Genomic DNA, 14,481 nt, shown 5'->3' on the forward strand with positions numbered 1-14,481 from the left:
TACGACTGTTGAAAAAGAGTCATGGTTTACTAGCTTTGATTTGTTGTTTCGTTTTACTCAATGTACATCCGTTCCCTGCTTTTGCGGCAGAGTCTGATAATTCCACCGTCAACGAATGGTTTGACAAACAATCAACAAACAAAACAGAGAAAAAAAGCGATACATCGAAACAAACGGCTGATCAAGAGATAGGGGATGCTTCTGCATCTTCTGTCTCCGCTTTTGATTTTGTAAAGATGATCGGGGCGTTATTATTCGTCATTCTGCTGATCTATGGATTTGTCAAACTGATGAATAGAAGAAACCGTCTGCTGAAGCCGTTTCAATATGTAGAAAATATCGGCGGAACGTCAGTCGGCCAAAATCGTTCCGTGCAGCTGATTAAAGTGGGAAACAGCGTTCTCGTAGTCGGTGTGGGCGAAACGATACAGCTTTTAAAAGAAATTGAAGATGAAAAAGAGCGCGAGGCGATTCTGAGCCAATACGAAGAGTCGATGTCTTCAAAAGTGGAATGGACCAAGCTCGTAAATCCGCGTAAGGATGGAGAAAAAAAGCCGCAAACGATGCTTCCGTCGTTTTCAAAAGCGCTGAAAGAACAGCTGAACGAGCTGAAACAAAGCCGTTCTGAAGGAAAGAAGAAAGGCCCTTATCATCATGAATGAATTCGTTAATCTTTTTAATTCAAGCAGTCCGACCGAAGTCAGCTCCACTGTTAAATTACTGCTGCTTTTGACTGTCTTTTCAGTAGCGCCGGGGATTCTGATTTTGATGACCTGCTTTACGAGAATCGTCATCGTTCTGTCTTTTGTGAGAACCTCACTGGCGACGCAGAACATGCCTCCGAACCAGGTTTTAATCGGCCTTGCGCTGTTCTTGACGTTTTTTATTATGGCGCCGACTTTTTCAGAGATTAATAAGGAAGCCTTAACGCCGCTGATGGACAACAAAATCAGTCTCGATGAAGCATATACAAAAGCCGAGAAGCCGATTAAAGAGTATATGAGCAAGCATACAAGGCAGAAGGATCTGGCGCTGTTTATGAACTATGCCAAAATGAAAAAACCTGAATCGATTCAGGATATTCCTTTGACGACGATGGTGCCCGCTTATGCGATATCAGAACTCAAAACCGCTTTTCAAATGGGCTTTATGATTTTTATTCCGTTTTTAATTATCGATATGGTCGTGGCGAGCGTCTTAATGTCAATGGGAATGATGATGCTACCGCCGGTTATGATCTCTCTGCCCTTTAAAATATTGCTTTTCGTTTTGGTCGATGGATGGTATTTAATCGTGAAATCTTTGCTTGACAGCTTTTAGGGTAGGTGCTAATTGTGAGTTCAGAATTTGTAATTTCCATGGCGGAAAAAGCCGTATATGTAACACTAATGATCAGCGGGCCGCTGCTTGCGATCGCGCTGATCGTCGGTTTGCTCGTCAGTATCTTTCAAGCGACAACTCAAATCCAGGAACAGACGCTTGCGTTCATTCCGAAAATCGTGGCGGTGATGCTTGGACTGATCTTTTTCGGTCCTTGGATGCTGTCGACGATTCTTTCGTTCACAACTGATCTGTTCTCTCATCTGAACCGATTTGCAGGGTAGAATCAAATGAATTCCATCATTGATTTATTTCCCGCTTTTTTATTGGTCTTTATCAGAATCTCTGCTTTTTTTGTAACGGTGCCGGTGTTCGGACATCGGAATCTGCCGGCGGTTCACCGAATCGGCTTTGCTTTTTTTCTTTCGGTGATCTGCTTCAGCACGCTGAAACATGCGCCGGAAATAGAAATAGGGGAACAGTATATGCTGCTTGTCATAAAAGAGGCCGTTGTTGGCTTGAGCCTCGGGCTGATTGCTTTCATGATGATGACAGCCATTCAGATAGCGGGTTCCTTTATTGATTTTCAGATGGGCTTTTCCATCGCCAATGTCATTGATCCGCAATCAGGAACGCAAAGCCCGCTGATCGGACAATTCGTTTATACGCTGGCGCTGTTATTTATGCTCAGCGTAAACGCCCATTATCTTTTATTGGACGGGATTTATTACAGCTTTCAGTATATCCCGCTTGATCAGGCATTTCCGTCGTTTGGAAATGATCACTTTGGACTTTTTATCGCAAAAAGCTTCAATGCCATGTTCATTATCGCTTTTCAAATGTCTGCGCCGGTTGTGGCCAGTCTGTTTTTAGTTGATTTGGCGCTCGGTATTGTGGCGAGAACGGTGCCGCAGCTGAATGTTTTCGTTGTCGGGCTTCCTCTGAAAATAGCCGTGAGCTTTATTATGCTGATCGTTTGTATGGCGGTGATGTTTGTCGTCGTCCGCAACATCTTCAGCCTTACCGTTGAAACCATGCGGAATCTATTGGCATTGGTCGGTGTGACATGATGAGACTCAGACTGAATCTGCAATTCTTTGCCGGTGAAAAAACGGAGAAAGCCACTCCGAAAAAACGGAAGGATACAAGAAAGAAAGGACAGGTCGCGAAAAGTACGGATGTGAATACAGCCGTTTCTTTACTGATTATCTTTCTTTCGCTGATCGCGCTCGGTCCTTATATGCGGGACAGGCTGCTGTCCTTTATTAAAACGTTTTATACGAAATCGATATCATTACATCTGTCAGCATCTTCCGTGCATGAACTGTTCGTAGATACGGTGAAAGATATCAGCCTCATCCTCGCGCCGATTATGCTGGTCGCGCTTGTGGCAGGTGTCGTGAGCAATTACATGCAGGTGGGTTTTCTGTTTTCTGCGGAAGTTCTCAAGCCTGACTTGAATAAGCTCAGCCCGCTGAAAGGATTTAAGCGGATTTACAGCATGAGGGCGATTGTTGAACTGGTCAAATCCATTTTGAAGATTACTGTGGTCGGTTTTGCCGCCTTTATGGTGCTCTGGCTGCATTATGGCGATATTCTCCGCCTTCCGCTTTTAACACCTGCGGAAGTGCTCACTTTCGTTTCTAAGCTCACGCTTTGGATGGGGCTTGCGGGATCAGGGGCTCTAATGCTGCTGGCCGGGCTTGATTATTTATATCAGCGTTTTGACTATGAGAAAAATATCAGAATGTCAAAGCAGGATATAAAAGATGAATACAAAAAATCGGAGGGTGATCCGATTATCAAGTCCAAAATTAAGCAGAAGCAGCGGGAAATGGCGATGAGGCGGATGATGCAGGAAGTGCCGAAAGCGGATGTCATCATTACCAACCCGACCCATTATGCGATTGCTTTAAAATATGATGAAAAGAAAATGGACGCCCCTTACATTGTTGCCAAAGGGGTCGACCATCTTGCATTAAAAATCAGGCAGATCGCCAAAGAACACGATGTCATGACGATTGAAAACAGGCCGCTCGCGCGTGCGTTATATGATCAGGTTGACATTGACCAGGCTGTGCCGGAAGAGTTTTTTAAAGTCATTGCGGAAATTTTGGCTTATGTATATAAAACGAAACAAAAAGTATAGTGAATTTCAGATTCAAAAGGAGAGAAAAACAGCATGTCAACAAGAGATTTATCGGTTTTAATAAGTGTTGTCCTCATTGTGGCAATGCTGGTGATTCCATTCCCTCCATGGTTGTTAAGTATTTTGATCATCATTAATATCTCTCTTGCGTTGATCGTGCTTCTCACCACAATGAATATGCAAGAACCGCTGCAATTCTCGATATTCCCGTCATTGCTGCTGTTATTGACGCTGTTTCGGCTTGCGCTCAATGTGTCGACGACACGTTCGATTCTTTCTCACGGAGAAGGGGGAAAGGTTGTTGAGACATTCGGGAATTTCGTTGTCGGCGGAAATGTGCTGGTAGGGCTTGTTGTCTTCATTATCTTAATTATTATTCAGTTTATCGTCATTACAAAAGGCGCCGAGCGGGTATCGGAAGTGGCGGCGAGATTTACGCTCGATGCGATGCCCGGAAAGCAAATGAGTATTGACGCGGATTTAAATGCCGGCATGATTACGGAGCAGGATGCAAAGCACAGACGTGAAAAAGTCGCCCGGGAAGCGGATTTTTACGGTGCCATGGACGGTGCGAGCAAATTCGTCAAAGGGGATGCCATCGCGGGGATCATCATCGTGATGATCAATATTATTTTCGGAATCGTAATCGGCATGCTGCAGCAGGGGATGAGCATACAAGAAGCTGCGTCTCACTTTACAATGCTGACGGTCGGTGACGGTATCGTTTCTCAAATGCCGGCCTTGCTCATTTCAACGGCTACGGGGATTGTCGTGACGAGAGCGGCATCTGAAGGAAACCTCGGTCATGATATTACAGGCCAGCTGTTTGCTTATCCGAAGCTCTTGTATGTAGCCGCGGGAACTGTACTTTTGCTCGGTCTGCTTACACCGATCGGCATTCTGCTGACGGGGCCGATCGCCGGTCTGCTTGCATTCGGCGCTTATATGCTGTCCAAAGCGGATAAGCCGAGCGAAGAAGAGGAAGAAATTCTTGAAGAAGAGGCTCAGGCGGATGAACTGAAAAGCCCGGAAAGCGTTGTGCAGCTTTTACATATTGATCCGATTGAATTTGAGTTCGGATACGGACTCGTGCCGCTTGCAGACGCGGGGCAGGGCGGTGATCTTCTTGACCGCATCGTCATGATCAGACGTCAGCTTGCGCTTGAATTGGGACTTGTCATTCCGGTTGTGCGCATCAGGGATAACATCGCACTCCAGCCGAATGAATACAGATTGAAAATTAAAGGCAATGAAGTCGCTAAAGGAGAGCTCCTGCTGGATCATTATTTAGCGATGTCACCGACGCCTGAAGATGACGTCATTGAAGGAATTGAAACGATTGAACCGTCGTTCGGACTTCCCGCAAAATGGATCAGCGAAGCTGCAAAAGATGAAGCGGACATGCTGGGGTATACAGTTGTTGATCCGGCGTCAGTCGTATCTACGCATATTACAGAAAAAATTAAGCAGCATGCTCATGAACTGGTCGGCAGACAGGAAACAAAGCAGCTGATCGATCATCTGAAGGAAAATTATCCTGTGCTTGTTGAGGAAGTCACGCCGAACCCTCTTTCTGTCGGCGATATTCAAAAGGTGCTTGCCAAATTGCTGAGAGAAAAAGTTTCAATCAGAAACTTGGTGACCATTTTTGAAACTCTTGCCGATTACGGAAGATTAACGACAGATTCAGACCTTTTGACAGAATACGCGAGACAGTCGCTTGCCAAACAAATCACGGCACAATATGCGAGAGAGCATGAAACGCTGAAGGTCATCACATGCTCAGGCCGGGTGGAAAAAGCGATTGCAGACGGGGTTCAGCAGACTGAACAGGGCAATTACCTGTCACTCGACCCTGAGGTTTCAGACAGCATCATCCGTTCTGTCGCTAAAGAGGCCGAGCAGCTTTCCATCCGTCAGGAGTCAGCGATTCTTCTTTGCTCGCCTGCTGTCAGAATGTATGTAAAACAGCTGTTAGAACGGTATTTCCCTGATCTTCCGGTTCTTTCTTATAATGAGCTGGAAGCAAATGTTGAAGTACAGAGCATTGGAGTGGTGGATATTTAATGAAAATAAAAAAATTTACAGCCTCTTCAATGCAGGATGCCGCGAAGCAAATCAAAAAGGAACTCGGCAATGATGCCGTTATTTTACATTCCAAACAAGTAAAGAAACGAAAATGGCTGGGGCTGCGGTCGCAGCAGGCCGTCGAAGTGATAGCGGTTTTAGATCGTGACGTCAGGGAAGCGAGAAAAACGCCGCCGGCTGCCGCTGAAGAAATGAAAAAGACGGAAACGGCGGAGAAAGCTGAGCCTGTTCAGCCGCCGCGCCTTCCGGATCAAAGTATTTCCGGCGAACTGGCGCATTTGAAAGAAGTGCTCCCTGAACCATTAAAAAAAGCCGAGAGACTATTGAAGCAAGCCGGGCTTCCTGATCATACGCAAAACGCTGTACTCAGTGAATTGCTCAGTTCTTCAATTGTTTCCGGAGATTTAACTGAAGATAATGTCAGCTCAAAGCTGCAGGATTTGTTAGTGAAAAAACTCCCTTCGACAGACAGGTGGCAGGAAGGGATTCAATCAAAATACGTCGTGCTTTTCGGTTCAACCGGGGCCGGCAAAACGACTACACTTGCGAAACTTGCGGCCTCATCAATGCTGACAGAGCATAAAAAAATTGCCTTTATGACGACGGATACTTACCGGATTGCCGCGGTCGAGCAGCTGAAGACATATGCGGAGCTGCTTCAGGCTCCTCTTGAAGTATGCTATTCAAAGGAAGAATGTCTGAAGGCACTGGAAAAATTCGCTGAATACGACCATGTTTTCATTGATACAGCCGGCAGAAACTTTAAAGAAGAGCAGTATATTACGGAATTACAAGAGATGATTCCGTTTGAATCAGGCTTACAATCCTTTCTCGTATTATCGGCATCTGCAAAATATGAAGATATGAAACAGGTGCTGAAACAGTTTTCCGGTGTGCCGGTCAATCAATTCATTTTCACGAAAACGGATGAAACCGCCTCACTCGGCTCCGTGTTTCAAGTGCTGTCGGAATCAAGAATCGGCGCCGCCTATTTGACAAATGGACAGGATGTGCCTGAAGACATCCTATCGGCTTCACCAAAAGAGTTTGTAAGGATGCTTTTGGCATGAAACCCGATCAGGCAGAGTCATTAAGAAGGAAAATGAGAGAGAGGCAAATGATCAAGCCGGAGCTTTATGAGAAAAAAGCGAAGACATTAGCCGTCATAAGCGGTAAAGGCGGCGTCGGAAAATCTAATTTAACATTAAACATGGCAGTTGCCCTGCAGGAAAAAGGAAAAAAAGCACTCATCATTGATCTTGACATCGGAATGGGCAACATTGATGTGCTGATCGGAGCTGCTTCTTCCCGCACCATTATTGATGTGATGGAGAATCGGCACGCGTTGGCTCAATCACTTTCCTCCGGTCCGAAAGGCCTTCGCTACATATCCGGAGGAACGGGGCTTGAGGCGTTCTATCAAGCAGACAGAGAGAAGTGGTCGGCTTTTATGAATGGTCTTTCCGCTGTATTAAGCGATTTTGATTACGTTCTGTTTGATATGGGAGCGGGACTTTCAAAAGAACAGCTGCCGTTTATTTTATCGGCGGAAGACATTCTCGCCGTGACAACGCCTGAGCCGACGGCCATTATGGATGCGTACAGCGCGATCAAACATCTTTTGCTCGCGGATGAACGGCTGACCGTAAACATTGCCGTCAATCGCGCCCGCGCCCAAAAACAGGCGCTGGACACGTACAACCGCCTTTCTCATGCGATCCACACGTTTTTAGGCGCGGAGGTGCGTTTCGCCGGCTCCATACCCGATGATCCGCTAGTAAGTCAAGCCGTCATTGACCAGGTGCCTTTTTTAATAAAAAGTCCTCAAGCAAAAGCCAGCAGGTCCGTCCGTCTTCTGACGGATGTCTTGTTTCAAACGGAAGAAAACAAACCAAGAGAAGAGAAACCGGCATTTATTGAGAGATTATCTTCTTTTTTATTGAGGAGGACTTTACAGTGATTCGTGTGCTTGTCGTTGATGACTCAGCTTTTATGAGAAAGATGATTACCGATTTTCTGGCTGCGGAAGTGCAGATAGAAGTCATCGGGACAGCCAGAAACGGGGAAGAGGCGCTGAAGAAAATAGAGCTTCTCAAACCGGATGTTGTCACGCTTGATATTGAAATGCCGGTCATGAACGGAACGGATACATTGCGGAAGATCATCAGCATATATAAACTTCCCGTCATCATGGTATCGAGCCAGACACAGCAAGGGAAGGACCGAACGATCAACTGCCTGGAAATGGGCGCTTTTGATTTTATCACTAAGCCTTCCGGAGCGATTTCACTTGATCTTTATAAAATTAAAGAGCAGCTGATTGAGAGGGTGATTGCAGCCGGGATGTCCCGCGCACAAAAACCTGAGGCGGCAGTGAAAGAGTCTTCTATCCCGGAACGTCCGGCTTTGGCGGGATTTGAAAGACCGAAAGCAAAATCCGCCAAGCAGGCCGTATTCATCGCGACCTCTACAGGCGGACCGCGGGCTCTGCAAAAGGTGGTTCCGAAACTGCCGAAGGATTTAAAGGCGCCTGTATTTGTCGTTCAGCACATGCCTGAAGGCTTCACCGCTTCACTTGCAGACAGACTCAACCATTTGTCAGATATTCAGGTCAAAGAAGCGGAAAACGGTGAAGAAGCGAAAGACGGATGGGTGTACATCGCGCCCGGCGGAAAAAATATGACGGTTGCAGAGGAAGGCGGAAGGCTCCGCATCATTCTTGATGTTCATGATACGGAAAGCCGGCATAAACCGTCAGCCGATTATTTGTTTCGGTCGGCAAGCCGTTTATCCGGTTACGAAAAGGTAGCCGTCATTATGACAGGCATGGGCAGCGACGGAACCGAGGGCGTAAAAGAAATGCTCAGAACAGGCGGCGTTAAAACGATTGCGGAATCGGACGAATCCTGTGTTGTGTTCGGAATGCCGAAGTCAGCGATAAAGGCGGGCCTCATTCATGAGATTAAACATGTGGAAGATATCGCGGCATCCATCACCGGATGTGTGAAAAAAGAGAGGGTGTGAATCAATTGGATATGAATCAATATTTAGATGTCTTTATTGATGAAAGTAAAGAGCACTTACAGACATGTAACGAAAAGCTGCTGCTGTTGGAAAAAGATCCGGCAGACCTTCAGCTTGTGCATGACATCTTCAGAGCTGCCCATACGCTGAAAGGCATGAGCGCAACGATGGGATATACAGATCTGGCGCATTTAACCCACCTGATGGAAAATGTGCTGGACGCCATCCGCAACGGAGAAATGCCCGTTACATCGGATTGGCTGGACGTGCTGTTTGAAGCGCTTGATCATCTTGAAGAGATGGTGCAGTCCATTATTGACGGAGGAGACGGCAAACGTGATATTTCTGAAGTAAGTGCGAAGCTCGACGTAAATGCGGTGCATGAGACTGCGGCTTCAGCCGAAACAGCAGAACCGCCGGCTTCAAAACAACAGACTTCAACTGAATGGAATTATGATGAGTTCGAACGGACTGTTATTGAAGAGGCGGAAGAGCAAGGATTCAGCCGCTATGAAATAACGGTTTCCCTGAATGAAAGCTGCATGCTCAAAGCCGTGCGCGTGTACATGATATTTGAAAAGCTGAATGAAGCCGGGGAAGTCGCAAAAACGATACCTGCCGCGGAAGTGCTTGAGACGGAAGATTTCGGAACGGATTTTCAGGTGTGTTTCTTGACAAAGCAGCCTGCTGAAGAAATTAAAGAACTCATCAGCGGCATTTCAGAAGTGGAGAATGTCGAAATTTCTGCCGGTGCGCCGTTAAAAACGGCCGAAAAACCGCAAGCAGCTGAACCGGTGCAGGAAACTCCGGTTAAAAAGGCTGAAAAACAGCCGAAACCGCAAGCGAAAACGGAAGAGCAGCCGAAGCATCACAGCGGCTCGAAAACGATTCGCGTCAACATTGAAAGACTGGATTCTTCAATGAACCTTTTTGAAGAACTTGTCATTGACCGCGGACGTCTTGAGCAGATCGCCAAAGAGCTTGACCACAATGAGCTGACTGAAACCGTTGAACGCCTGACCAGAATTTCGGGCGACCTTCAGTCTATTATTCTTAATATGCGGATGGTGCCGGTAGAAACCGTCTTTAACCGTTTCCCGAGAATGATCCGCCAGCTTCAAAAGGAATTAAACAAGAAAATCGAATTGTCCATCATCGGAGCTGAAACGGAGCTGGACCGCACGGTGATTGATGAAATCGGTGATCCGCTTGTCCATTTAATCAGAAACAGCATCGATCACGGCATTGAATCGCCTGAAGTGCGGGTGAATAAAGGAAAACCGGAATCGGGTCATGTCGTGCTTAAGGCATATCACAGCGGCAATCATGTCTTTATTGAGGTTGAAGATGACGGGGCTGGCCTGAACAGAAAGAAAATTCTTGAAAAAGCGCTCGAGCGGAGTGTAATCACCGAACGTGATGCTGAAACGCTTGAAGATAATGAGATTTACGAGCTTATTTTTGCTCCTGGCTTCTCGACTGCCGATCAAATTTCTGACATTTCAGGTCGGGGCGTCGGTCTGGATGTCGTAAAAAATAAACTCGAATCACTCGGCGGCTCTGTCAGTGTCAAATCCGCGGAAGGCCAAGGTTCTCTTTTCAGTATCCAGCTTCCGCTGACACTTTCAATTATATCCGTTCTTCTCATTAAACTGGAAGAAGAGACGTTTGCGATACCGATTTCTTCTATTATAGAGACGGCTGTTATTGATAAGAAAGATATCCTGCAGACGCATGACAGAGAAGTGATTGATTTCAGAGGACAAATCGTTCCGATCGTCTATCTCAAAAAAGAATTCGGCATTACGGATTCAAAACAGGATGCCGATCAGTTCCATGTAATCGTCGTGAAAAAGGGCGATAAATCCACTGCTTTTGTCGTGGACTCTTTTATCGGACAGCAGGAAGTCGTACTGAAATCACTCGGCGACTATTTGACGAACGTCTTTGCGATTTCCGGCGCTACGATTCTCGGAAACGGAGAAGTGGCGCTGATTATTGATTGCAATGCGCTGATCTACTAAAACGACACGAGGAGGTGCCCGCATGACTGCTGAAATCAAAACAGGTGAAAAAATGATTGTGTTTATGATAAACGGGAAAGAATACGCTATCTCAGTTTCCCAGGTGAAATCAATTGAAAAGTGGCAAAAACCGACGAGGGTCCCGGGTGTGGAATCGTATATCCGCGGCGTTATCAATCTGCGCGGAGTAATTACCCCGGTTCTTGATTTAAGAAAACGTCTGAACCAGCCTGAACAGGACATCACAGAAGAGACACGGATTATCATCATTTCTTACCGTGACGCCGATGTCGGATGGGTCGTGGATGAGGCCAATGACGTCATCACCGTGCATGAAAATGAAATCGAATCCGCGCCTGAAAGCCAGACAAAGGAAACGGATGTGTGGATTAAACAGATCGTCAAGCAAGATAACAGGCTCCTCAATATTATTGATGCGCATGCGGTGCTGGATAAAGGTGCTTCGGCATCTGCGTCCGGAGAGCCGAATGCTTAAAGGGGAAAAGACAACATGAGTAAGTTTGAAGCGATCAAAGAAGAGCAGATGGATATTTTGCGGGAAGTCGGAAATATCGGGGCGGGTCACTCGGCTTCTGCCATGGCTCAGCTGCTGAACAGAAAGATAGACATGGAAGTGCCGTTTGCGACTTTATTGACATTTGATGAGCTCGCTGATTTTTTCGGCGGGGCTGAAACGCCGGTCGCCAGTATCTTTTTAAGAATGGAAGGCGACATGACAGGCTCTATCTTTCTCATCATGCCTTTCCATCAGGCGGAACAGTTTATCAGAGAGCTGATCGGAAATCCGGATTTTGATATTGACCAGTTGGGCGAAGATCATTTGAGTTCTTCTGCTTTACATGAGTTCGGCAATATTTTAGCAGGCTCCTATTTAACGGCATTGGCTGATTTGACAAAGCTTGAGATTTACCCGAGCGTGCCGGAAATCTCACTTGATATGTTCGGCGCGGTTATCAGTGAAGGACTGATGGAGCTCAGCCAAGTCGGAGAGCATGCCATTGTCGTGGATACTTCTATTTTTGACCAGGGCAGCCGGCAGGAGCTCAAAGCCCATATGTTTATGCTCCCGGACTATGATTCTTTTGAAAAGCTCTTCGTCTCATTGGGTGCGGCTTTATGAGCCGTGCGGAAGCCGCAGTCGTTAAAGTGGGGATTGCGGATGTTCAAGTCGCGCGTTATCCGGATAAAATCCGGACTTCGGGACTCGGTTCATGCGTGGGGCTGGTTTTATACGATAAAGACAAACAAACGGCAGGACTCGTTCACGTCATGCTGCCGGACTCCGGTTTATCAAAAACGGCGGAGCTCAACCGTGCAAAATACGCGGACACCGCCGTTAAGATGACAATTGATATGCTTTTGAAAGCCGGCTGCCGCAAGTTTGCCCTGAAGGCAAAACTCGCCGGGGGAGCGGAGATGTTTAAGTTTAAAATGACAAACGACCTGATGAAAATCGGTCCGAGGAATGTAGCGGCTATCAAAGAGCAGCTTTCATTGTATAACATTCCGGTCATCAGTGAAGATACGGGCGGCTCAAGCGGCCGGACGATTGAATTTGAGCCAAAGTCCTGCATGCTGCACATTCGAACTGTTAAACAAGGTGAAACAACGATTTAATAAAGGTATGAGGTAGGGGGATAACAATGCAATCCTTGAATTATGAAGATCAGGTGCTTTGGTCGCGCTGGAAAGAGTGGAAAGATCCTAAAGCCGGTGATGATTTAATGCGCCGTTACATGCCGCTGGTCACATATCATGTCGGCAGAATTTCCGTCGGACTGCCGAAATCGGTGCATAAAGACGATCTAATGAGCCTTGGTATGCTTGGTTTATATGATGCCCTAGAAAAATTTGACCCCGGCCGGGATTTAAAATTTGATACCTATGCCTCGTTTAGAATTCGCGGTGCAATCATCGACGGGCTGCGTAAAGAAGATTGGCTGCCCAGAACTTCACGGGAGAAGACAAAAAAAGTCGAAGCGGCAATCGAAAAACTTGAACAGCGCTACCTTCGGAATGTGACGCCTTCAGAGATCGCAGAAGAGCTGGGGATGACGGAGCAGGACGTAGTATCAACGATGAATGAAGGGTTTTTTGCCAATCTCTTATCAATTGATGAAAAGCTTCACGACCAGGATGACGGTGAGAATATTCAAGTGATGATCAGAGATGACAAAAATGTGCCGCCGGAAGAAAAAATCATGAAGGACGAGCTGATCGCTCAGCTTGCGGGCAAAATTCACGAGCTCTCTGAAAAAGAGCAGCTTGTCGTCAGTTTATTCTATAAAGAAGAACTGACTTTGACCGAAATCGGACAAGTCCTGAACCTTTCGACGTCGCGGATTTCACAGATTCATTCAAAGGCGCTGTTTAAATTAAAGCACCTGCTTGAAAAAGTAATTCAATAATGAACTCATGGTTAGCGAGTGAAAAACATGTCAACACTATTATGGCTTTTAAGCTTTGTGCTTCACGGCGTACTGCTTTATGCCGTCATTATTCTGTACACGAGGTTTTCAGCCCTCAAGGAGACGGAGCGCCAGCAGAAGAAGATTCTTGAAGAGACGGAAAACACCCTTGCAGCGTTTCTGCTTGAGCTGAAAGAAGAAAATGAAAGACTCGAAGACACAAAAAGCCGGAATGATCAAGCGCCTGACGCAGAAGACGCCGAACCCCGGCCGGAACCGAAAAAAGAGCCTGATATTCCGGATCACATGGAAAAGCTCATCAGTGCAACGGAACGGGCTGAAAGTGACGAAAACAACGGCGCGCATTCGTTTGAAGAACGTGTTTCAGAATTATATGAACAAGGGCTCACCCCTGCGGAAATCGCCAAACGGGTGCAGAGCGGAAAGACAGAAATCGAGCTGTTTTTAAAATTTCGCGGCAAAGCTGTAAAGGATTCTTGATTGTCGCATAAAGCTGTGTTATATTATGTCTTGGTGTTAAATACACACGCTTAACGATTTATGCAGAGGGTGCTGCAAACGGCAGTTCTGCACAAAAATGACCTAAGCGGAGGAAAAAAACCATTTTATTAGGAGGAAATCACATGTCAGTTATTTCTATGAAACAATTGCTTGAAGCTGGTGTTCACTTCGGCCACCAAACACGCCGTTGGAACCCAAAAATGAAGCGTTACATTTTCACGGAGCGTAACGGAATCTACATCATTGACCTTCAAAAAACAGTGAAAAAAGTAGAGGAAGCTTACAACTTCACGAAAAACCTTGCTGCTGAAGGCGGAAAAATCCTTTTCGTCGGCACAAAAAAACAAGCTCAGGATTCTGTTAAAGAAGAAGCTGTACGCTCTGGCATGTACTATGTCAACCAACGCTGGTTGGGCGGTACACTGACAAACTTCGAAACAATCCAAAAACGCATTAAGCGTCTGAAAGACATCGAGAAAATGCAAGAAAACGGTACATTTGAAGTACTTCCGAAAAAAGAAGTTGTTCAATTGAAAAAAGAATTAGAGCGTCTTGAAAAATTCCTCGGCGGAATTAAAGACATGAAGGATCTTCCTGATGCATTATTCATCATCGATCCTCGCAAAGAGCGCATCGCTGTTGCGGAAGCTCGCAAATTGAACATTCCTATCATCGGAATCGTAGATACAAACTGTGATCCTGATGAAATTGATGTCGTAATCCCTGCAAACGATGACGCAATCCGCGCTGTCAAACTTCTTACTTCTAAAATGGCAGATGCCATTCTTGAAGCGAAGCAAGGCGAAGAAGAAGCGGAAGCTGCTGAAGAGACTGCACCTGAAACAGAAACGACAACTGCGTAACCTAATCAAAAGGTGATAAGAGGGACTGCCTTTTATCACCTTTTTTCAAGAAAAATGTATCT

Annotated in this window: 16 protein-coding genes; all 16 read left to right on the forward strand. The window is 46.1% G+C overall.

The window, feature by feature from the left end; all coding sequences use genetic code 11:
• Nucleotides 1–8 precede the first annotated feature (8 nt).
• Nucleotides 9–662, forward strand: coding sequence for a flagella biosynthesis regulatory protein FliZ (gene fliZ, locus L3V45_RS08080; RefSeq protein ID WP_003154237.1), 654 nt, complete (start codon nucleotides 9–11; stop codon nucleotides 660–662).
• The gene (fliP, locus tag L3V45_RS08085) at nucleotides 655–1,320 is read left to right on the forward strand and encodes a flagellar type III secretion system pore protein FliP (RefSeq protein WP_003154235.1); all 666 of its coding nucleotides are present in this window, start codon (nucleotides 655–657) and stop codon (nucleotides 1,318–1,320) included. The genes fliZ and fliP overlap by 8 nt, the downstream gene beginning before the upstream one ends.
• Before the next feature lie 14 nt (nucleotides 1,321–1,334).
• Complete coding sequence (gene fliQ, locus L3V45_RS08090) at nucleotides 1,335–1,604, forward strand: flagellar biosynthesis protein FliQ (RefSeq protein WP_003154234.1); 270 nt, start codon at nucleotides 1,335–1,337, stop codon at nucleotides 1,602–1,604.
• 6 nt (nucleotides 1,605–1,610) lie between these two features.
• On the forward strand, nucleotides 1,611–2,390 hold the full coding sequence (fliR, locus tag L3V45_RS08095; RefSeq protein ID WP_003154233.1) for a flagellar biosynthetic protein FliR: 780 nt from the start codon (nucleotides 1,611–1,613) through the stop codon (nucleotides 2,388–2,390).
• Nucleotides 2,390–3,469, forward strand: coding sequence for a flagellar biosynthesis protein FlhB (flhB, locus tag L3V45_RS08100; RefSeq protein ID WP_003154232.1), 1,080 nt, complete (start codon nucleotides 2,390–2,392; stop codon nucleotides 3,467–3,469). Before fliR ends, flhB begins: the two co-directional genes overlap by 1 nt.
• Before the next feature lie 33 nt (nucleotides 3,470–3,502).
• The gene (flhA, locus tag L3V45_RS08105; RefSeq protein ID WP_003154231.1) at nucleotides 3,503–5,536 is read left to right on the forward strand and encodes a flagellar biosynthesis protein FlhA; all 2,034 of its coding nucleotides are present in this window, start codon (nucleotides 3,503–3,505) and stop codon (nucleotides 5,534–5,536) included.
• Nucleotides 5,536–6,627, forward strand: coding sequence for a flagellar biosynthesis GTPase FlhF (gene flhF, locus L3V45_RS08110; protein ID WP_115996338.1), 1,092 nt, complete (start codon nucleotides 5,536–5,538; stop codon nucleotides 6,625–6,627). Before flhA ends, flhF begins: the two co-directional genes overlap by 1 nt.
• A complete protein-coding gene (locus L3V45_RS08115) occupies nucleotides 6,624–7,517 on the forward strand; it encodes a MinD/ParA family protein (protein ID WP_003154229.1) in 894 nt (297 codons plus the stop codon). Before flhF ends, L3V45_RS08115 begins: the two co-directional genes overlap by 4 nt.
• Nucleotides 7,514–8,581, forward strand: a complete 1,068-nt coding sequence (locus L3V45_RS08120; protein ID WP_014305008.1) for a protein-glutamate methylesterase/protein-glutamine glutaminase — start codon at nucleotides 7,514–7,516, stop codon at nucleotides 8,579–8,581. The genes L3V45_RS08115 and L3V45_RS08120 overlap by 4 nt, the downstream gene beginning before the upstream one ends.
• Nucleotides 8,582–8,586: 5 nt before the next feature.
• Entirely contained in the window at nucleotides 8,587–10,605 is a 2,019-nt protein-coding gene (gene cheA, locus L3V45_RS08125) for a chemotaxis protein CheA (protein ID WP_234949690.1), read from the forward strand.
• 22 nt (nucleotides 10,606–10,627) lie between these two features.
• Entirely contained in the window at nucleotides 10,628–11,101 is a 474-nt protein-coding gene (gene cheW, locus L3V45_RS08130; protein WP_003154225.1) for a chemotaxis protein CheW, read from the forward strand.
• A 15-nt stretch (nucleotides 11,102–11,116) separates the two neighbouring features.
• Complete coding sequence (cheC, locus tag L3V45_RS08135; RefSeq protein WP_003154222.1) at nucleotides 11,117–11,746, forward strand: CheY-P phosphatase CheC; 630 nt, start codon at nucleotides 11,117–11,119, stop codon at nucleotides 11,744–11,746.
• Nucleotides 11,743–12,243 carry a chemoreceptor glutamine deamidase CheD gene (cheD, locus tag L3V45_RS08140; RefSeq protein WP_003154219.1) on the forward strand — a complete coding sequence of 167 codons (501 nt, stop codon included), beginning with the start codon at nucleotides 11,743–11,745 and terminating at the stop codon, nucleotides 12,241–12,243. The genes cheC and cheD overlap by 4 nt, the downstream gene beginning before the upstream one ends.
• A 26-nt stretch (nucleotides 12,244–12,269) precedes the next feature.
• Nucleotides 12,270–13,034 (forward strand): RNA polymerase sigma-28 factor SigD, encoded by a 765-nt coding sequence (gene sigD / locus L3V45_RS08145; protein ID WP_003154217.1) that lies wholly within the window; start codon nucleotides 12,270–12,272, stop codon nucleotides 13,032–13,034.
• Nucleotides 13,035–13,061: 27 nt separating this feature from the next.
• Nucleotides 13,062–13,535, forward strand: coding sequence for a DUF6115 domain-containing protein (locus L3V45_RS08150; protein WP_014305010.1), 474 nt, complete (start codon nucleotides 13,062–13,064; stop codon nucleotides 13,533–13,535).
• Between the two features lie 143 nt (nucleotides 13,536–13,678).
• Nucleotides 13,679–14,419 carry a 30S ribosomal protein S2 gene (gene rpsB, locus L3V45_RS08155; protein WP_003154215.1) on the forward strand — a complete coding sequence of 247 codons (741 nt, stop codon included), beginning with the start codon at nucleotides 13,679–13,681 and terminating at the stop codon, nucleotides 14,417–14,419.
• Nucleotides 14,420–14,481: the final 62 nt, after the last annotated feature.

The organism is Bacillus sp. R45 (assembly GCF_021729365.1).
Lineage (GTDB): Bacteria > Bacillota > Bacilli > Bacillales > Bacillaceae > Bacillus > Bacillus velezensis.

Excerpts from the sequence above, each read along its gene's own strand:
- fliP (WP_003154235.1), top strand. The coding sequence starts at position 655 with ATGAATGAATTCGTTAATCTTTTTAATTCAAGCAGTCCGACCGAAGTC.
- fliR (WP_003154233.1), top strand. The coding sequence starts at position 1,611 with ATGAATTCCATCATTGATTTATTTCCCGCTTTTTTATTGGTCTTTATC.
- flhB (WP_003154232.1), top strand. The coding sequence starts at position 2,390 with ATGAGACTCAGACTGAATCTGCAATTCTTTGCCGGTGAAAAAACGGAG.
- flhA (WP_003154231.1), top strand. The coding sequence starts at position 3,503 with ATGTCAACAAGAGATTTATCGGTTTTAATAAGTGTTGTCCTCATTGTG.
- flhF (WP_115996338.1), top strand. The coding sequence starts at position 5,536 with ATGAAAATAAAAAAATTTACAGCCTCTTCAATGCAGGATGCCGCGAAG.
- L3V45_RS08115 (WP_003154229.1), top strand. The coding sequence starts at position 6,624 with ATGAAACCCGATCAGGCAGAGTCATTAAGAAGGAAAATGAGAGAGAGG.
- cheW (WP_003154225.1), top strand. The coding sequence starts at position 10,628 with ATGACTGCTGAAATCAAAACAGGTGAAAAAATGATTGTGTTTATGATA.
- cheC (WP_003154222.1), top strand. The coding sequence starts at position 11,117 with ATGAGTAAGTTTGAAGCGATCAAAGAAGAGCAGATGGATATTTTGCGG.
- cheD (WP_003154219.1), top strand. The coding sequence starts at position 11,743 with ATGAGCCGTGCGGAAGCCGCAGTCGTTAAAGTGGGGATTGCGGATGTT.
- sigD (WP_003154217.1), top strand. The coding sequence starts at position 12,270 with ATGCAATCCTTGAATTATGAAGATCAGGTGCTTTGGTCGCGCTGGAAA.
- L3V45_RS08150 (WP_014305010.1), top strand. The coding sequence starts at position 13,062 with ATGTCAACACTATTATGGCTTTTAAGCTTTGTGCTTCACGGCGTACTG.
- rpsB (WP_003154215.1), top strand. The coding sequence starts at position 13,679 with ATGTCAGTTATTTCTATGAAACAATTGCTTGAAGCTGGTGTTCACTTC.